Raw genomic sequence first — 17589 nt, forward strand, 5'->3', positions numbered from 1 at the left:
CCGGCCGCCTTACGCATTTGTATAGCCCCCGCCAGCCGCACGAAAACTCCGGTCTCTAGGCTTGTGCCGTTCCCGCCGGATCGGGAGCGCGGCCCGGCCAGGTTCGGGCCAGAACCTCAGAGAAGAAAGGAAAGAAGATGAAAAAATCCGTCATCGCAGCCGCAGCGATCGTGGCTCTTGCCTCCGCGACCGGGGCCTATGCCAAGGCGGCCAGCGGCACCATCGCCAGCGTCGACAAGAAGGGTGATTCCTTCACGCTGAGCGACGGCAAGACCTTTGCCCTGCCCGAAAACATCGAGGTTGAGACCCTGAAGGTCGGCGAAAAGGTCACCGTCACCTATTCCGCCAAGGCCGGCAAGCTCATGGTTTCGGCCGTCCAACCGGCCAACTGAGCCGACAAGCACGACACGCCGGCAGGGTTCTCCCTGCCGGCGACGCCATTCGGCGATGCTACCGCGCGGCGCCCGCCCGGCGGAAATCGGAAGGCGACATCCCGGCGAGCTTGCGGAAGGATTTGTTGAAGGCGCTGAGCGAGCCGAAGCCCGATTCCATGGCGACCCTCAGCACATTGGCGTCCTCATGCATCAACAGCGCCTGCGCGTAGCTCAGGCGCAGCAGATTGACATATTCGTTAAGCGTCATGCCGGTCGATTTCTTGAACAGGCTCATGGCGTATTTGGGATGGATGTCGGCGGCGGCGGCAATGGTCACGCAGTCGATGTCGTAGAGGAAATTCTCGGCGATGTAATCGCACATGCGCCCGACATTGCGCGAGGATTGCTGGTCGAAGGGATTGCCTGCGCCTTGCCCGGCGGCCGCTCCTGGCACCAGGCGGTAGGGCTCGAAGCGCACCCGCTCGAGCCTCAAGAGCAGCTCGTTGACGGCGTGCTCGGCCCTGGCCGGATCGCCCGAGCGCGCATATTCGTTCCAGCGCTTGAAATTGTCGTTGTCCGACTGGTCGGTGGCGTTGGTCACCAGGGTCGCGCCGGTCATCAGCCGATGGCGTATGTCGGCCGGCAGATGCAGGCGGAAGAAATGCACCAGCGGCAGATGCGCGCCGGCATAGACGGCGTCGTCGGAGAGGTCGTCCATCTGGTGCGGCAGGCCGCCCCAGAACAGGCACATCTCGCCGGCCGACAGCGCAATCTCGTGCTCGGCCATGCGGTAATGCACGCTGCCTTGAACGATGAAATTCACCTCGACCTGGGCGTGCCAGTGCGGCTTCAGCATCACCAACGGGTGGTTGTGGAACATCTGCAAAACAAGCGGCAGTCCTTCGACGCTGCTCGCGCCAGGCTGGTAGAATGGACGCCCCGGCATCTTACTTTCCGCCAACTTCTTATTCCCTTCGACGGGGACAAGCCTTCCGCGCCGCATAGTCTAGCCACGCTCACAGTGAAAGAGCAAATGAAATGGGAGGATTTCAATGCGCACTACACTGACCTGCGCCGCGCTTATGCTTGCCCTGGGCTCCGGCCCGGCCCTGGCGCAGTCCGGCGAGATCACCATCTGGAGCTGGAACATCGCCGCCTCGTCGTTGAAGGCGACGGTGGAGGGCTTCAACAAGAAATACCCCGACATCAAGGTCACGGTTCAGGACCTCGGCAACCAGCCCACCTATGACAAATCGATTGCCGGCTGCGCCGCCGGCGGCGTCGGCCTGCCCGATATCGTCTCGATCGAGAACGGCGAGGCGGAGAATTACTGGAGCCAGTTCCCGGACTGCTTCGTCGACCTGCACACGCTGGGCTACAGCGCCGAGGACCAGAAGAAATACCCCGACTTCAAGCGCACCGAGCTCGAAGTCGGCGACAAGGCCTACGCGATGCCCTGGGATTCCGGCCCGGTGGCCGTCTTCTACCGCCGCGACTTCTACGAGAAGGGGGGCGTCGACCCGGCCTCGATCAAGACCTGGGACGATTTCATCGCCGCCGGCAAGAAGATCCAGGCCGCCAATCCGGGCGTGTCGATGACCAATGCCGATTTCAACGGCGACACCGAATTCTTCCGCATGATCTCCAACGAGCAGGGCTGCGGCTACTTTGCCGAGGACGGCCAGTCGATCACCGTGGCCGAGCCGAAATGCGTCGACGCCCTGACCAAGGTCAAGGAGATGAAGGACGCCGGCATCGTGTCGTCGGCCGACTGGTCGACCAAGATCACCAACAACACCGCCGGCACCGTCGCCAGCCAGGTCTATGGCGGCTGGTATGAAGGCACGATCCGCACCGAATCGCCGAAGGAGAGCGGCAAATGGGGCGTCTATCTGATGCCGAGCCTCACCGCCGACGGCCCCCGCGCCGCCAATCTCGGCGGCTCGTCGCTGGCCATCACCTCGGCGTCCAAGAACAAGGAGGCGGCTTACGCCTACCTGAAATATACGCTGGAGACCAATGAGGGCCAGATCACCATGCTGAAGGATTTCGGCCTGGTGCCCTCGCTGATCTCGGCGCTCGACGACCCTTATGTCGCGCAAGGGCAGCCCTATTGGGGCGACCAAGCGGTCTGGAAGGATATCCTGGCGACGCTGCCCAAGGTGGCGCCGAGCCGCGGCACGCAGTTCCAGAGCGACGCCGAGATCATCATGCGCGCCGTGCAGACCAAATATCTGGCCAGCGGCTATCCCGACGCCAAGGCCGCGCTAGACGACGCCGCCAAGCAGATCGCCGCCGCGACTGGCCTGCCGGTGAAGTAAGCGTCGCTTTTTCCTTCTCCCCTTGTGGGAGGAGGTGGATTGGCGCGCACCGCCAAGACGGGGTGCTCCAGCGGAGTGAGACGTCGGCTTTCCCTGGAACACCCCTCATCCGGCCGCTCCGCGGCCACCTTCTCCCACAAGGGGAGAAGGGAAAGACAGAGAAAGGAGGAAGACGATGCGCACGCAGAACGCCACCGCGTACCGCTTCCTCACGCCTTACCTTTTGATCTTCGCCATCTTCTGGATCTGGCCGATCATCTCGTCCTTCCTGATCTCCTTCCAGGCGACGCGCACCGTGCCGTGGCGCTTCGCGCCGGCCTTCAACTGGGGCCGCCTGATCGGCGACCCCGCCTTCTACAACGCGCTGAAGAACACGCTGCTGATCCTGGTCATCCAGGTGCCGGTGATGATTGCGCTGGCGATCGTCATGGCGGTGCTGCTGAACTCGCCGCTGCTCAAGGCGCGCGGCCTCTACCGCTTCGCCTTCTTCGCCCCGGTCGTGGTCGGCGAGGTCGCCTATTCGGCCGTCTTCCGGCTGATGTTCAGCCTCGATTTCGGCATCGTCAACAAGCTCTTGAACAGCGTCGGCCTGGCCAAGATCGACTGGTTCTCCAACGTCACGCCGGCCATGGCGCTGATCATGATCGCCGTGACCTGGCGCTGGGCGGGCTACAACGCCATCATCATCCTGGCCGGCCTGCAGTCTATCCCGGAAGACGTCTACGAGGCGGCGACGCTCGACCGCGTCAGCCGGCTGAAGCAGTTCTTCTACATCACCTTGCCGCTGTTGAAGCCGGTCATCGTCTTTTGCGCCGTGCTGTCGATCATCGGCACCATGCAGCTCTTCACCGAGCCGTTCCTGATCACTGAACGCGGCGGACCGGGCGGCGGCACCGAGACGCTCGGCCTGCTGCTCTATCGCCAGGGCTTCCGCTCGCTCAATTTCGGCTACGCTTCGGCCGTCGCCTACACCATGGCGGGGCTGGCGATCGCCATCACACTGGTGCAGCTCTGGCTGATGAGGGAGCCGAAATGACCTCGCGCTCGCAGGCAAGGCTCGGGCGCGTCATTGCGCTGCATCTTTTCCTGACGCCGCTGGCGCTGGTCTGGCTGTTTCCGCTGTGGATGATGGTGGTGTTTTCCACCATGCCCGACAACGGCATCTTCAGCCCCGGCATCGAGCTTCTGCCGCACGACAATTTCCTCGACAATGTCGCCAACCTGCAGCGCGACACCAATTTCATCGGCGCCATCGGCATCTCGGTCTCGGTCGCGGCGACCTACACGATCCTCTCGGTGCTGCTCACCTCGATGGCCGGCTGGGCGCTGGCGCGCTACGAATTCCACGGCAAGGGCGCGGTGGTGGCCATCATCTTCGGCACCATCACGCTGCCCTACGCGGTGGTGCTCATCCCGCAATTCATCATGGTGGCGCGCGACTTCGCTCTGGCCAACACCTGGATCGCGCTGATCGTGCCGCCACTGTTCAATTCGCTCGGCGTGCTCTTCATGCGCCAGGCCTTCTCGATGATGCCGGCGGAGCTGTTCGACGCGGCGCGCGTCGAGGGCGTCAAGGAATGGCGCATCTTCCTGTTCGTGGCGCTGCCGCTGGCCCGCCCGATGCTGGCGGCCTTGGCCATCATCCTGTTCCTCGCCTCGTGGAACAACTATCTCTGGCCGCTGCTGATCAACAGCCAGCCGGGCGCCATGACGGCGCCGGTGGCGCTCGGCACGCTGATCGGCCTGACCAAGGTCTCGTGGGGCGGCATCATGGCCGGCGCCGTGATGCTGACGGTGCCGATGCTCATCGTCTTTGTGCTGTTGCAGCGCCATTTCATCGCCGGCATCGCCGCCGGCGCGGTCAAGTAGGAAGGAGCGCAATGGCGGCCGTCACCCTCACCAATGTCGTCAAACGCTTCGGCGTCTTCGAAGTCGTCCACGGCGCCAACATCGACATCGCCGACGGCGAGTTCGTCGTCTTTGTCGGCCCGTCCGGCTGCGGCAAGTCCACGCTTCTGAGGATGATCGCCGGGCTGGAGGACATCAGCGGCGGCGACATCGCCATCGGCGGCAAGGTGATCAACGATGTCGAGCCGGCCGAGCGCGGCATCGCCATGGTCTTCCAGTCCTACGCGCTCTACCCGCATATGACGGTCGAGCAGAACCTCTCCTTCGGCCTCAGGATGAACGGCAACCCGAAGGCCGACACCAATCGCCGGGTTAGCCGAGCGGCGGAAATCCTGCGCATCGACGAATTGATGCAACGCCGGCCGAAGCAACTCTCCGGCGGCCAGCGCCAGCGAGTAGCCATCGGCCGCGCCATCGTGCGCGAGCCGCAGGTTTTCCTGTTCGACGAGCCGCTCTCCAATCTCGACGCTGAGCTAAGAGTCCAGATGCGCGTCGAGATCTCGCGCCTGCACAAGGAGCTCGGCGTCACCATGATCTATGTGACGCACGACCAGACCGAGGCGATGACGCTGGCCGACCGTATCGTCGTGCTGAAGGCCGGCAATGTCGAGCAGATCGGCGCACCGCTCGATCTTTATGACGACCCGGCAAACCGTTTCGTAGCCGGCTTCATCGGCTCACCGAAGATGAATTTCCTCAGCGCCAAAGTTGTGGAGACGTCCAACAGCGCCGCGACCATCGAGCTCGTCCATCATGGCGGCGCGCGGTTGCGCAAACCGCTCGCCGAAGCTTTTCCCGCCCTTGATGCCGAGGTCGTGCTCGGCGTCAGGCCGGAGCATTTCTTCGAGGCCGGCGAGGGCGATTGCGACATCCCGGTCAAGGCCGATGTCGCCGAGCATCTCGGCTCGGTGAGCTATGTCTACGCCAATGCCGGGCCGGAGGAGCTGATCGTCGAGCGCGAGGCCTCGCGCCAGCGCGCCAGCGGCGATCATTTCACCGTCTCGATCAAAGCGGAACGCGCGCTGCTCTTCGACAAGAAGGGCGCAAGGATCCGTTGACCCGCAAGTTTCTTTGCCGGCATGCCAGGCCTGGCGGCGACCCATGGAGTATTTGATATGACATCCTCATCCAAGAAAATCCGCTGGGGCATTCTCGGGCCCGGCAGCATCGCCAAATCCTTTGCCGGTGGCGTGGCGCAGTCGCGCACCGGCGAACTGGTCGCGCTCGGCGCCCGCAATCCCGCCAAGCCGGGCCTGGCCGAGACCTTTCCGAGCGCGCGCATCCTCGACGGCTATGAGGCGCTGCTTGCCGACGATGGAGTCGACGCCATCTACATTTCGATCCCGCATCCCGGCCATGCCGAATGGGCGATCAAGGCGGCCGAGGCCGGCAAGCATGTCTTATGCGAAAAGCCGCTGGCCCTGACCGCCTTCGAAGCCGACGCCATGATGCATGCGGCGCGCAAGGCCGGCACCTTCCTCGGCGAAGCCTTCATGTACCGGCTGCATCCGCAGACGCTGCAGCTGGTTGAGCTGATCAAGTCGGGCGCCGTCGGCGAGGTGCGCATGATCAAGTCGAGCTTCGGCTTCGCCATGCCGGGCTTCATGCCGGAGCACCGGCTTTACGCCAACGAACTCGCCGGCGGCGGCATCCTCGATGTCGGCGGCTATGCCGTATCGATGGCGCGGCTGATCGCTGGCGCCGCGATCGGCCAGCCTTTCGCCGAGCCCGACAAGGTTGTGGGCGCCGCCCATCTCGGCCAGTCCGGCGTCGACGAGTGGGCTTCCGCGCTGCTGCATTTCCCCGGCGGCATCGTCGCCGAAATCTCCGGCAGCATCTCGCTCGACCAGGACAATGTGCTGCGCATCCTCGGCACCAAGGGTCAGATCGAAGTGCCCGATTTCTGGTTCGCCGGTGGCAACCGCGATGTCGGACCGGGCCGGATCGAGGTGATCCGGTCCGGGGCCGCTCGCGAGGTGATCAGCCTCGGCGAGACCCGCCACCTCTATTCCTTCGAGGTCGACGCCGCCGTCGAGGCGATCCTCGCCGGACGGCAGGAATTCGCCTGGCCCGGCATGTCCTGGGCCGACAGCCTCGGCACGCTGCGCGTTCTGGACAGATGGCGCGCCGCTGTCGGGCTCGAATACGAGATCGAGAAGCCCGCTAAGCGTGTCAACACCATTTCCGGCCGGCCGCTCAGCACCAACGGCGCCGCCATCGGCAAGCGTGACATTCCCGGCCTGTCGATACCCGTCTCGCGGCTGGCGCTTGGCTTCGAGGATTTCCGCACCTTCTCCTCCGGCTCGATCCTGCTCGACGCCTATTTCGAGGCCGGCGGCAATCTGTTCGACACCGGCTTTGTCTATGGCGCCGGCTACACCGAGACGCTGCTTGGCCAATGGCTCGCCAATCGCGGCGTGCGTGCGCAATCGGTGATCATCGCCAAGGGCGCGCATTCGCCGCTCTGTTACCCCGACGTCATCGGCAAGCAGCTGGCACAGTCGCTCGACCGGCTGCAGACCGACCATGTCGACATCTATTTCATGCATCGCGACAATCCGGACGTGCCGGTCAGCGAATTCGTCGACGCCATGGACGCGGAGGCCAAGGCCGGCCGCATCTGCGGCCTGTTCGGCGGCTCCAACTGGACGATGGAACGCATGGACGCGGCGATTGCCTACGCCGAAAAGCATGGCAGGCAGAAGCCCGGCGCGCTGTCCAACAATTTCTCGCTGGCCGAGATGCTGGAGCCGATCTGGGCCGGCTGCGTAACCTCCTCCACCGATGCCTGGAAGGCCTGGCTGGCGGCGCGGCAGATGCCGAACTTCGCCTGGTCGAGCCAGGGCCGCGGCTTCTTCACCGATCGCGCCGGCCGCGACCGGACCGACAATGAGGAGCTGGTGCGCGTCTGGTATTCTGAAAAGAATTTCGGCCGCCGCGACCGCGCCATCGAACTGGCCCGAAAGCTCGGCAAGAGCCCGATCCATGTCGCGCTGGCTTACGTGCTGGCGCAGCCCTTTCCGTCCGTGCCGCTGATCGGCCCGCGCACGCTGGACGAGTTGGAAGACAGCCTGAAGGCGCTGGATATCAAGCTGACGCCGGAGGATGTGGCCTGGCTGGACGAGGGGCCGGAAAGGCGCAGGGCCTAGGCGATAGACCACGAGCGAAATGACGGACGTCGCGTTCCTTCGCCCCCTCTCTGCCCTGCCGGGCATCTCCCCCTCAAGGGGGGAGATTGGCGGCTTCGACGCCGGCACCTTTTCTGCAACATTGGTGATTGGCGAAAGCCGGCGTGACATCTGATCTCCCCCCTTGAGGGGGAGATGTCCGGCAGGACAGAGAGGGGGGCCTCGCGCCGGCGCCTCCTTCGTCATTCTAGGGCGGAGCAAGGAGCGAAGCGACGCGCGCAGACCCTAGAATCCATGCCGTGACGCCTGAGCGCCGCCACGGTCCAGAACGCTCACCAGCCGATCCCGCGAAAGAGCTCGAACCATTCCGGATTGGTCTTCTCGGTCAATCCCACCTTCCATTGGCGCTGCCAGCGCTTCAATGACGTCTCACGCTGGATGGCGTCGGTGATGTCGAAATACTCCTCGTACCAGACCAGACGCTGCACACCGTAACGGCTGGTGAAGCTGGAGCTTTGGCCGGTCTTGTGCTCGGGCATGCGGCGAGCAAGGTCGTTGGTGACACCAATATAGATCGTGCCGCCTTTCTGGCTTGCGGTCATGTAGACGTAGCCTGTCATGCTTCGATCTTACCTGGCGCCAGCGCCAACGGCTATTCTGGACGGCAGCATTCTACGGCTAATGTCACGGCATGGATTCTAGGGTCTGCGCGCGTCGCTTCGCTCCTTGCTCCGCCCTAGAATGACGAAGGAGGCGTCGACGCTCTACGGGAGGCGAACCCCCTCTGGCCTGCCGGCCATCTCCCCCGCAAGGGGGGAGATCGGCAGCTTCGCCGCCCCGCGAACATCTGAGGCGTTGCTACCGATCCACCCGCGTCGACAGGATGATCGACGACGAGGTCCGCTCCACCCCGTCCATCGCGCCGATCTTGTCGAGCAGCGCGTCGAGATCGCGGATCGACGGCGCGTCGACGATGACGATCATGTCGAAATTGCCGCTCACCGAATGCACCGTGCGGACCGGCGCCATCGCTTCCAGGCTGCGCACCACCTTGTCGGCGAGTTTCGGCGTGACGGTGAGCAGCACATGCGCCTTGACCAGCCCTTGCTCATAGTCGGGCGACAGCCTCACCCCATAGCCGGCAATGATGCCGCGCTGCTCCAGCCGCTCGATGCGGCTCTGCACCGTCGTGCGCGACACGCCGAGCTGCCGCGCGAGCTCCGCCGTCGAAGCGCGGGCGTTGGCGCGCAGCAGGGTAAGCAGGGCTTGTTCGGCTTCTGTGATCATTTCGACGAAACCTTTCGGCAGATCGTTCAAAGTTCCGCTTCATATTGCCAGATTCCACGCTTCCTTTCGACAGGCAAGCTGCGAAGATCTTCGCCAATCGAATTGGCCCAAATCAGGATTGGCAGGGGATATTGATCATGAAGAACATCGTTGTCGTCGGCGCCGGCAAGATCGGCTCGACCATAGCCGAAATGCTGAGCGCCACGGGCGACTATCGCGTCACGCTCGTCGACCGCTCGGCCACCCAGCTTGCCGCCGCCGAACTGCCGGCCGGCGTCGAGACGCAGGAGCTCGACATTACCGCCACGGGTGAGCTCGAGAAAGTGCTTGCCGGCAAGTTCGCCGTGCTGAGCGCCGCACCCTTCCACCTCACCACCCGCATCGCCGAGGCGGCCGCCGCCACCGGCGTGCACTATCTCGACCTAACCGAGGATGTCGTCTCGACCCGCCGCGTCAAGGAGCTGGCACGTGACGCCGAGAGCGCCTTCATCCCGCAATGCGGCCTGGCGCCGGGTTTCATCTCGATCGTCGCCAACGATCTCGCCAGCCGCTTCGACACGCTGGAAAGCGTACGCATGCGCGTCGGCGCGCTGCCGCAATATCCGTCCAACGCGCTGAACTACAACCTCACCTGGAGCACCGACGGCGTCATCAACGAATATTGTGAGCCCTGCGAGGCGATCGTCGAAGGCGAGCTGATCGAAGTGCCGCCGCTGGAGGAGCGCGAGGAATTCTCGCTCGACGGCGTTACCTACGAGGCCTTCAACACCTCCGGCGGCCTCGGCACGCTCGCCGAGACGCTGAAGGGCAAGGTGCGCACGCTGAACTACCGCACCATCCGCTACCCCGGCCACGCCGCGATCATGAAGGCGCTGCTCAACGATCTGGGGCTGCGCCACCGCCGCGATGTGCTGAAGGACATCTTCGAGAGCGCGCTGCCTTCGACGCTGCAGGACGTGGTCATCGTCTTCGTCACCGTCTCGGGCCGCCGCAATGGCCGGCTGCTGCAGGAGACCTACGCTAATAAGATCTATTCGCAGCGTGTCGGCAACATCGTGCGCAGCGCCATCCAAATCACCACCGCTTCCGGCATCTGCGCCGTGCTCGATATGCTGGCCGACGGCTCGCTGCCGGCGAAGGGTTTCGTGCGCCAGGAAGACATCGCCCTCGACGCCTTCCTCGCCAACCGCTTCGGCCGCGCCTACGCCCAGCACGAGATGGCGAGCCGGCTCGCGAGCTGAGGGCGCCTTTCCTCTCCCCCGTCGATCGGGGGAGAGGTGTCGAGCGAAGCTCGACGGAGTGGGGGTCGACCGCCGCCGGCCGTTGTTATTTCAGCCGGGGCGATACCTCGCCTTGATTAGGCGCCGTAGCGAGTTGTCAGCGCCTCCGCATCTGAGCAGCGCCTTCCCCCACTCCGTCGCCGCTTCGCGGCGCCACCTCTCCCCCTCCGGAGGGAGAGGAAAGGAGCTTGGCAGACTAAGTTCGCGCCTTTCCCCCGTCGATCGGGGGAGAGGTGTCGAGCGCAGCTCGACGGAGTGGGGGTCGACCGCCGCCGGACTCAAACATGCAGCGCGTGGCCGAGCGCCTTCAGCGCCGCTTCCTGGAAACTTTCGCCCTGCGTCGGATGCGCATGGATCGTGCCGGCGATGTCCTCCAGCCGCGCGCCCATCTCGAGCGCGAGACCAAAGGCCGCCGCCAGTTCCGACACGCCTTGCCCGACCGCCTGGATGCCCAGCACCAAATGGTTGTCCGCGCGCGCCACGACCCGCACAAAACCGTCCTCGCCCTGCTTGGTCATCGCCCGGCCGTTGGCGGCGAAGGGGAACTGGCCGATCTTGATCTCGCCGGCGAGCGCCTTCGCCTCTTCCGGTGACAGGCCGGCGGTGACCAGCTCCGGATCGGTGAAGCAGATCGCCGGAATGGCGCGCTTGTCCCAGCTTCTTTTGTGGCCGGCGACGATCTCGGCCACCATCTCGCCCTGCGCCATGGCGCGATGCGCCAGCATCGGCTCGCCGGTGACGTCGCCGATCGCAAAAATGCCGCGCATCGAGGTGCGGCACTGGTCGTCGATGCGGATGAATTTTCCCGCCCTGTCGAGGTCGATCTGCTCCAGGCCCCAGCCCTCGGTCAGCGGCTTGCGCCCGACCGTCACCAGGATCCTGTCGGCGGCGAGTTTGGCGTTCTTGCCGTCTGATGTCTCGACCAGCAGCGCGTCGCCCTTGCCCGCCTGTCCCTGGGTCGACAACCCCTTGGCCTTGGCCCCCTGCATCACCTCGACGCCCAGTTCGCCGAGCCGCTTCAGCACCGGCCGGGTCAGCTCGGCATCGTATTGCGCCAGCACGCGCGGCAGCGCTTCGACCACGGTGACCTTGGCGCCCATCTTGGCGAAAGCCATGCCGAGCTCGAGTCCGATATAGCCGCCGCCGACGACCGCGAGCTTCTTCGGCACGTCGCTCAGCGCCAGCGCCTCGGTGGACGAGATGACCGGCCCGCCGAAGGGCAGGAACGGCAATTCGACCGGCGCCGAGCCGGTGGCGATCACCACGGTTTCGGCGCGGATCACCTGCGTGCCGGTCTCGGTCCCGACTTCGACCGTCTTGCCGTCCCGGAACGTTGCCCAACCTTGCACGGTCTTGACCTTGGCCTTTTTGAGCAATCCAGCAACGCCGCTATTCAGCCGGCTAACGATCCCGTCCTTCCAGGCGACGGTTTTTGCGAGTTCCAGCGTCGGCGCGGCGGCGACCTTGATGCCCAGCGGATCCTTGCCGCCGGCCATATGCGCGACCTTCTCGAACTCTTCCGCCGCATGGATCAGCGCCTTGGACGGGATGCAGCCGACATTGAGGCAGGTGCCGCCCGGCTTGCCTGCCTCGACGATGACCGTGTCGACGCCGAGCTGGCCGGCGCGGATGGCGCAGACATAGCCGCCCGGACCGGCGCCGATGACCAGCAGCTTGCAGGAGATTTCTTTCATGATGGCACCTTATGTTGCGGCCTGGGGAACATAGGTCGCGATCCTTCGCGCCCCCCTCTGTCCTGCCGGACATCTCCCCACGAGGGGGGAGATCAGCAGCTTCGGAGCGCCGCCCATTCCTGCTGCGTCGGAGATTGGCGAAAGCCGCGGCAACGTCTGATCTCCCCCCTCGTGGGGGAGATGCCTGGCAAGGCAGAGGGGGGCGCTGTCCCGCCGGCATCTCGGTCGTTCGCCCTAATCCACGAAGATCAGCGCCGGCGTCTCGAGCAGCGCCTTGATCCGCTGCACGAACACCGCGGCATCCCAGCCGTCGATGATGCGATGGTCGAAGCTGGACGACAGGTTCATCATCTTGCGCGGGATGAACTGCGTGCCGTCCCATACCGGACGCACCATGATCTTGTTGACGCCGATGATCGCCACTTCCGGATAGTTGATGACCGGCGTGGTCGCGACGCCTCCCATGGCGCCGAGCGAGGTGATGGTGATGGTCGAGCCGGACAGCTCCTCGCGCGTCGCCGTGCCGGACTTCGCCGCGTCGGCCAGCCGGTTGACCTCGACAGCGCAGTCCCACAGGTCGCGCGCCTCGGCATGCTTGACCACCGGCACCACAAGCCCGTTGGGCGTCTGAGCGGCGATGCCGATATGGATGCCCTCATACTGGTGGATGATGCCGGCATCGTCGTCGAACAGCGCGTTGAGATTGGGCTGCTCGGCGATCGCCTTGACCATCGCCCGCATCAGGAAAGGCAGCAGCGTCAGCTTGGGCCTTTCCGTCCCCTTGGCCCCGCGCTTCTCCTTGTTCAGCGTCGCGCGCAATTCTTCCAAGGCCGTGACGTCGATCTCCTCGACATAGGTGATGTGCGGGATGCGCGACTTCGCCAGCGACATCCTTTCGGCGATCTTGCGCCGCAGGCCGACGACCTTGATGTCCTCGACGCCGTCCTTCCGGGCAAGCCCGGTCGCGCGGGCCAGTTGCGGGCCGCGCGCGACGAACGCATCGATGTCCTCATGGCTGATGCGCCCGGCCGGACCACTGCCCGCGACCTGGCGCAGATCGATGCCGGCCTCCCTGGCGCGCAACCGGACGGCCGGCGAGGCCAAGGGCTTTTCGCCTTCCGCGCGCGGCGCGGCGGAAACGGAGGCGGGACGCGTGGTTTTCGACGCGCCGGCGGTCGTCTTCGGCGCCTCTGTCGGCTTTGGCGCCGCCTTCGGCGCGGCCGGCGCCGATTTTGCCTCGGCCGGCTCAGCCGGCGCTTTCTCCTCGGATGCAGGCGCGGCGGCGGCCTTCACATTGCCCTCGCCGGCCACTTTCAACCGCACGATCGGCGAGCCGATCGCCACCGTGTCGCCGATCTCGGCGCCGAGCCAAAGGATTTCGCCATCGACCGGCGACGGGATCTCGACGGTCGCCTTGTCGGTCATGACGGCGGCGAGGACCGTGTCCTCGCGCACAAGGTCGCCGACCTTGACGTGCCATTCGACGAGCTCGGCCTCGGCGACGCCTTCGCCGACATCGGGCAGCTTGATGATATGTTCGCCCAACCAGGCCTCCCCGCTCTAAGCTTCCAATGTTTCGATAAGCGCGCGCCCGACCCGCGCCGGGCCCGGGAAATAGTCCCATTCCTGCGCATGCGGATAGGGCGTGTCCCAGCCGGCGACCCGCGCCACCGGCGCTTCCAGGTGGTAGAAGCAGTTTTCCTGCACCAGCGAGACCAGCTCGGCGCCGAAGCCGGAGGTGAGCGTCGCCTCGTGCACGACCACGCAGCGGCCGGTCTTCTTCACCGAGGCGACGATCGTGTCGAGGTCGAGCGGCAAAAGCGTTCTCAGATCGATGATCTCGGCGTCGATGCCGGTCTCCTCGGCCGCCGCTTGCGCGACATAGACCATGGTGCCGTAGGCAAGCACGGTGACCGCCGAACCTTGCCTGCGGATCGCCGCCTTGCCGAGCGGGATCGTGTAATGGCCGTCGGCGACCTCACCGAGCTCATGCTTCGACCAGGGCGTCACCGGCCGGTCGTGATGGCCGTCGAACGGGCCATTGTAGAGCCGCTTCGGCTCAAGGAAGATCACCGGATCCGGATCCTCGATCGCCGCGATCAGCAGCCCCTTGGCGTCGTGCGGATTGGACGGCACCACCGTCTTCAGGCCGGAGACATGGGTGAACAGCGCTTCCGGGCTCTGGCTGTGCGTCTGGCCGCCAAAAATGCCGCCGCCGGTCGGCATGCGCACCACGATCGGGCAGGTGAAATCGCCGTTCGAGCGGTAGCGCAGCCGCGCCGCCTCCTGCGTCAGCTGGTCGTAGGCCGGATACATGTAGTCGGCAAACTGAATCTCGACGCAGGGCTTCAAGCCGTAGGCGGCCATGCCGATGGCCGAGCCGACGATGCCGGATTCGTTGATCGGCGCGTCGAAGCAGCGGCTGCGGCCATACTTCGCCTGCAGGCCCTGCGTAGCGCGGAACACACCGCCGAAGAAGCCGACATCCTCGCCATAGACGATGACTTTGTTGTCGCGCCCCATCGAGACGTCGAGCCCGTCGCGGATCGCCTCGATCATGGTCTTCCTGGGCATGGTCAGACCCCCGCCTGCTGGCGCTGGCGCCTCAGATGCGGCGGCATCTCTTCGTAGAGCCCTTCGAACATGTCGCGGGTCGATGGTTTGCCGCCGGCATGCAGCGTGCCGTGGCCCTCGGCCTCCTTCTGCGCGGCGATCACCGTTTCGAGGATCTCGGCTTCGGCCTGGGTGTGACGATCCTCCGACCAGACGTCCTTGTGGATAAGATGGTTCTTCAGCCGGATGACCGGATCGCCGAGCGGCCAGGCGTCGGACTCGGCCTTCGGCCGGTAGGCCGACGGATCGTCCGACGTCGAATGCGCGCCGGTGCGGTAGGTGACATATTCGACCAGCGTCGGCCCGAGATTGGCGCGCGCCCGCTCCGCCGCCCATTTCGCCACGGCGTGCACCGCGAGATAGTCATTGCCGTCGACGCGCAACGCCGGAATGCCGAAGCCAAGGCCGCGCGCTGCAAACGTGCCGGAGCCGCCGCGTGCGATGCCTTGGAAGGTCGAGATCGCCCACTGGTTGTTGACGACGTTGAGAATGACCGGCGCCTTGTAGGTCGAGGCGAAGACCAGCGCGGAATGGAAATCGGACTCGGCGGTCGAGCCGTCGCCGATCCAGGCGGCCGCGATGCGCGAATCGTTGGAGATCGCCGAGGCCATCGCCCAGCCGACCGCCTGGATATATTGCGTCGCCAGGTTGCCGGAGATCGAGAAGAAGCCGTGCTCCTTCGACGAATACATGACCGGCAGCTGCCGGCCCTTCAGCGGATCGGCCTCGTTGGAATAGATCTGGTTCATCATCGTGACCATCGGATAGCCGTCGGCGATCAAAAGGCCGGCCTGCCGGTAGGTCGGGAAGTTCATGTCGCCGGGCTTCAGCGCCTTGCGGAAAGCGCAGCTCACTGCCTCTTCGCCCAGATGCTGCATGTAGAAGGAGGTCTTGCCCTGGCGCTGCGCCATCTGCATGCGCGCATCGAAGGTCCTGAGCGTCATCATATGGCGCAGGCCTTCGAGCAGCTCCTCGTCGCTGAGCAGCCCGGCCCATGGCCCGACCGCCTCGCCGGCGCGGTTCAGCACCCGGATGATGGAGAAAGCCATGTCGCGGATGGTGCGCGGATCGACGTCGATCTCCGGACGCGGCACCGAGCCGGCCTTGGGAATGGTCACATTCGAGAAATCGGGCGTGCCGCCGGGCCGAACCTCGGGCTCGGGCACATGGAAGCGCAACATTCCAGCATCGGCCATGAGCTCACATCCTCCAATGTTGCCGGTGCGATCTTTGCACATCCGCGCCGCCGCACCAGTGCCAATTCGCCGGGTCTGGGCACGGCCTTCCCCTTCGGCCGTCGGCTCGTGGAACCGATGCGGCACGCAAGCGCCAAGATGCAGATATGGCGGCGAAATTTCTTGTCGATGTTTTCGCGCTGTGCGCAATTTGGCGGAAGTTTGCGGGGCGATTGCCGCCAGAAAAAGTAAGCGGGATATGCGCGGCGGCCGTAGCAGCTAATCTCCCCCCTTGTGGGGGAGATGCCCGGCAGGGCAGAGGGGGGCGTGACAGAACGCCAACTCTCCGTAGTCATTCGTCGTCATAAGGCAACGGAGGGCGCGCAAACCCGGCTTCCGAAAGTCGACATTCGGTCAAGGCCAAGGATCAAACATCAAGACGCCGGCGGGACAGCGCCCCCCTCTGGCCTGCCGGCCATCTCCCCCACAAGGGGGGAGATCACGCTCTCTGCCCGCCGCTTCTCCGTTCACTCGGCCCCCGCCCCGTGCTAACCCACCCGCATGGCACAGAAGAAAGGATACGAGGTCGATTCGTGGCTGGCGAGGCCGGATCCGGCCATGGCGATCGTCCTGCTTTACGGCCCCGACCGCGGCCTCGTCGCCGAGCGGGCGAAGACCTTCGCCGCGAAAACCGGCCTGCCGCTCGACGACCCATTCTCCGTGGTCAGGCTGGACGGCGCGGAGGTCGACCGCGACGAGGGCCGGCTGCTCGACGAAGCCCGCACCGTGCCGATGTTTTCCGACCGGCGGTTGCTTTGGGTGCGCAATGCCAGCGGCCAGAAGGCGCTGGCCGACGACATCAAGGCGCTGACCGCCGAGCCCGCGCGCGATGCCATCATCCTCATCGAAGCCGGCGACCTGAAGAAAAGCACCGGTCTCAGGGCCATCGTCGAGGCCGCCGGCAACGCCATCGCTCTGCCTTGCTATGCCGACGAGGCCCGCGACCTCGATACGGTGATCGACGACGAACTGCGCAAGGCCGGCATGTCGATGACGCTCGACGCCCGCCAGGCGCTGCGCCGCAATCTTGGCGGCGATCGCCTCGCCTCGCGCGGCGAGATCGAGAAACTGGTGCTTTATGCGCACGGCCAAAAGGAGATCGACGTCGGCGACGTCAACGCCCTGTCCGGCGATGTCTCCGGTGCGTCTTTCGACGCCGCGGTCGACGCCATGCTGGACGGCAAGGTCGGCGACTTCGACATCGCCTTCAACCGCCATTGCCAGTCGGGCGGCCATCCCTTCCTGGTCCTGTCCTCGGCGATGCGGCAATTGCAGGCGATCCAGGCGATGCGCGGCCAGATGGAAACCGGCGGCCGCAACGCCGCCTCGGTCGTCGCCGGCGCCCGTCCGCCCGTCTTCTTCTCGCGCCGCAAGCTGGTGGAAAAGACGCTGGAACGCTGGACTGTCGAGGCGCTCGGTCGCGCGCTCGGCCGGCTGCAGACGGCGGTGCTGCAGACGCGCAAGCGGCCGGATCTGTCGGAAGCGCTGGCGCGCCAGGCGCTGCTCGGGATCGCGATCGAGAGTGCGAGACTGGGGCAAAGGTAAACGCCGGCGATTGGCGACGGCCGGGCGACAGCTAATTCCCTCCTTGTAGGGGAGATGGCCGGCCCACCCTCCGGAGCTGCTGCGCAGCTGCTGCGAAGGACGGGCAGGCCAAAGGAGTGCTGTCCCACCAGCGTATCCTTCGTCATTCTAGGGCGGAGCAAGGAGCGAAGCGACGCGCGCAGACCCTAGAATCCATGCCGTGAC

15 protein-coding genes are annotated in these 17589 nt (G+C 65.2%); 8 read left to right on the forward strand and 7 right to left on the reverse strand.

Going from position 1 to position 17589, the window contains the following annotated elements; all coding sequences use genetic code 11:
* Positions 1-137: 137 nt before the first annotated feature.
* Positions 138-392: a DUF1344 domain-containing protein gene (locus FJ414_RS26010; RefSeq protein ID WP_140647232.1), complete on the forward strand. Its 255-nt coding sequence runs from the start codon at positions 138-140 to the stop codon at positions 390-392.
* Between the two features lie 58 nt (positions 393-450).
* On the opposite strand, the gene FJ414_RS26015 is transcribed toward FJ414_RS26010, so the two are convergent.
* Positions 451-1320, reverse strand: a complete 870-nt coding sequence (locus FJ414_RS26015) for a helix-turn-helix domain-containing protein (RefSeq protein WP_140647233.1) — start codon at positions 1318-1320, stop codon at positions 451-453.
* A gap of 106 nt (positions 1321-1426) precedes the next feature.
* Between FJ414_RS26015 and FJ414_RS26020 the strand changes: the two genes are divergently transcribed.
* The 5 genes from FJ414_RS26020 to FJ414_RS26040 all read left to right on the forward strand — a co-directional run bounded on the left by FJ414_RS26020 (position 1427) and on the right by FJ414_RS26040 (position 7752).
* The gene (locus FJ414_RS26020; protein ID WP_140647234.1) at positions 1427-2695 is read left to right on the forward strand and encodes an ABC transporter substrate-binding protein; all 1269 of its coding nucleotides are present in this window, start codon (positions 1427-1429) and stop codon (positions 2693-2695) included.
* A 175-nt stretch (positions 2696-2870) separates the two neighbouring features.
* The gene (locus FJ414_RS26025) at positions 2871-3731 is read left to right on the forward strand and encodes a sugar ABC transporter permease (RefSeq protein WP_140647235.1); all 861 of its coding nucleotides are present in this window, start codon (positions 2871-2873) and stop codon (positions 3729-3731) included.
* Positions 3728-4564, forward strand: coding sequence for a carbohydrate ABC transporter permease (locus FJ414_RS26030; protein WP_140647236.1), 837 nt, complete (start codon positions 3728-3730; stop codon positions 4562-4564). Before FJ414_RS26025 ends, FJ414_RS26030 begins: the two co-directional genes overlap by 4 nt.
* A gap of 11 nt (positions 4565-4575) precedes the next feature.
* Positions 4576-5661 (forward strand): sn-glycerol-3-phosphate ABC transporter ATP-binding protein UgpC, encoded by a 1086-nt coding sequence (gene ugpC / locus FJ414_RS26035; protein ID WP_140647237.1) that lies wholly within the window; start codon positions 4576-4578, stop codon positions 5659-5661.
* A 57-nt stretch (positions 5662-5718) separates the two neighbouring features.
* On the forward strand, positions 5719-7752 hold the full coding sequence (locus FJ414_RS26040; RefSeq protein ID WP_140647238.1) for an aldo/keto reductase: 2034 nt from the start codon (positions 5719-5721) through the stop codon (positions 7750-7752).
* A 311-nt stretch (positions 7753-8063) separates the two neighbouring features.
* On the opposite strand, the gene FJ414_RS26050 is transcribed toward FJ414_RS26040, so the two are convergent.
* Positions 8064-8351: a GIY-YIG nuclease family protein gene (locus FJ414_RS26050; protein WP_140647239.1), complete on the reverse strand. Its 288-nt coding sequence runs from the start codon at positions 8349-8351 to the stop codon at positions 8064-8066.
* A gap of 238 nt (positions 8352-8589) precedes the next feature.
* Positions 8590-9018, reverse strand: coding sequence for an Lrp/AsnC family transcriptional regulator (locus tag FJ414_RS26055; RefSeq protein ID WP_140647249.1), 429 nt, complete (start codon positions 9016-9018; stop codon positions 8590-8592).
* 137 nt (positions 9019-9155) lie between these two features.
* Here FJ414_RS26055 and FJ414_RS26060 point away from each other — a divergent pair, with 137 nt between their 5' ends.
* Positions 9156-10259 (forward strand): saccharopine dehydrogenase family protein, encoded by a 1104-nt coding sequence (locus FJ414_RS26060; protein WP_140647240.1) that lies wholly within the window; start codon positions 9156-9158, stop codon positions 10257-10259.
* Between the two features lie 317 nt (positions 10260-10576).
* Here FJ414_RS26060 and lpdA read toward each other — a convergent pair whose 3' ends face one another.
* The 4 genes from lpdA to FJ414_RS26085 all read right to left on the reverse strand — a co-directional run bounded on the left by lpdA (position 10577) and on the right by FJ414_RS26085 (position 15801).
* Positions 10577-11992, reverse strand: coding sequence for a dihydrolipoyl dehydrogenase (gene lpdA / locus FJ414_RS26065; protein WP_140647241.1), 1416 nt, complete (start codon positions 11990-11992; stop codon positions 10577-10579).
* A gap of 234 nt (positions 11993-12226) precedes the next feature.
* Positions 12227-13537 (reverse strand): dihydrolipoamide acetyltransferase family protein, encoded by a 1311-nt coding sequence (locus FJ414_RS26075; RefSeq protein WP_140647242.1) that lies wholly within the window; start codon positions 13535-13537, stop codon positions 12227-12229.
* 15 nt (positions 13538-13552) lie between these two features.
* Entirely contained in the window at positions 13553-14566 is a 1014-nt protein-coding gene (locus FJ414_RS26080; protein ID WP_140647243.1) for an alpha-ketoacid dehydrogenase subunit beta, read from the reverse strand.
* Between the two features lie 2 nt (positions 14567-14568).
* On the reverse strand, positions 14569-15801 hold the full coding sequence (locus tag FJ414_RS26085; protein ID WP_140647244.1) for a 3-methyl-2-oxobutanoate dehydrogenase (2-methylpropanoyl-transferring) subunit alpha: 1233 nt from the start codon (positions 15799-15801) through the stop codon (positions 14569-14571).
* A gap of 540 nt (positions 15802-16341) precedes the next feature.
* Here FJ414_RS26085 and holA point away from each other — a divergent pair.
* Positions 16342-17385, forward strand: a complete 1044-nt coding sequence (holA, locus tag FJ414_RS26090; RefSeq protein ID WP_140647245.1) for a DNA polymerase III subunit delta — start codon at positions 16342-16344, stop codon at positions 17383-17385.
* Positions 17386-17589: the final 204 nt, after the last annotated feature.

Source organism: Mesorhizobium sp. B3-1-6 (assembly GCF_006439555.1).
In the GTDB taxonomy this organism is placed as follows: Bacteria; Pseudomonadota; Alphaproteobacteria; order Rhizobiales; family Rhizobiaceae; genus Mesorhizobium.

Bases quoted from the DNA above. Each gene is read 5' to 3' on its own strand.
- FJ414_RS26010 (WP_140647232.1), top strand. From the start codon at position 138: ATGAAAAAATCCGTCATCGCAGCCGCAGCGATCGTGGCTCTTGCCTCC.
- FJ414_RS26015 (WP_140647233.1), bottom strand. From the start codon at position 1,320: ATGCCGGGGCGTCCATTCTACCAGCCTGGCGCGAGCAGCGTCGAAGGA.
- FJ414_RS26020 (WP_140647234.1), top strand. From the start codon at position 1,427: ATGCGCACTACACTGACCTGCGCCGCGCTTATGCTTGCCCTGGGCTCC.
- FJ414_RS26025 (WP_140647235.1), top strand. From the start codon at position 2,871: ATGCGCACGCAGAACGCCACCGCGTACCGCTTCCTCACGCCTTACCTT.
- FJ414_RS26030 (WP_140647236.1), top strand. From the start codon at position 3,728: ATGACCTCGCGCTCGCAGGCAAGGCTCGGGCGCGTCATTGCGCTGCAT.
- ugpC (WP_140647237.1), top strand. From the start codon at position 4,576: ATGGCGGCCGTCACCCTCACCAATGTCGTCAAACGCTTCGGCGTCTTC.
- FJ414_RS26040 (WP_140647238.1), top strand. From the start codon at position 5,719: ATGACATCCTCATCCAAGAAAATCCGCTGGGGCATTCTCGGGCCCGGC.
- FJ414_RS26050 (WP_140647239.1), bottom strand. From the start codon at position 8,351: ATGACAGGCTACGTCTACATGACCGCAAGCCAGAAAGGCGGCACGATC.
- FJ414_RS26055 (WP_140647249.1), bottom strand. From the start codon at position 9,018: ATGATCACAGAAGCCGAACAAGCCCTGCTTACCCTGCTGCGCGCCAAC.
- FJ414_RS26060 (WP_140647240.1), top strand. From the start codon at position 9,156: ATGAAGAACATCGTTGTCGTCGGCGCCGGCAAGATCGGCTCGACCATA.
- lpdA (WP_140647241.1), bottom strand. From the start codon at position 11,992: ATGAAAGAAATCTCCTGCAAGCTGCTGGTCATCGGCGCCGGTCCGGGC.
- FJ414_RS26080 (WP_140647243.1), bottom strand. From the start codon at position 14,566: ATGCCCAGGAAGACCATGATCGAGGCGATCCGCGACGGGCTCGACGTC.
- FJ414_RS26085 (WP_140647244.1), bottom strand. From the start codon at position 15,801: ATGGCCGATGCTGGAATGTTGCGCTTCCATGTGCCCGAGCCCGAGGTT.
- holA (WP_140647245.1), top strand. From the start codon at position 16,342: ATGGCACAGAAGAAAGGATACGAGGTCGATTCGTGGCTGGCGAGGCCG.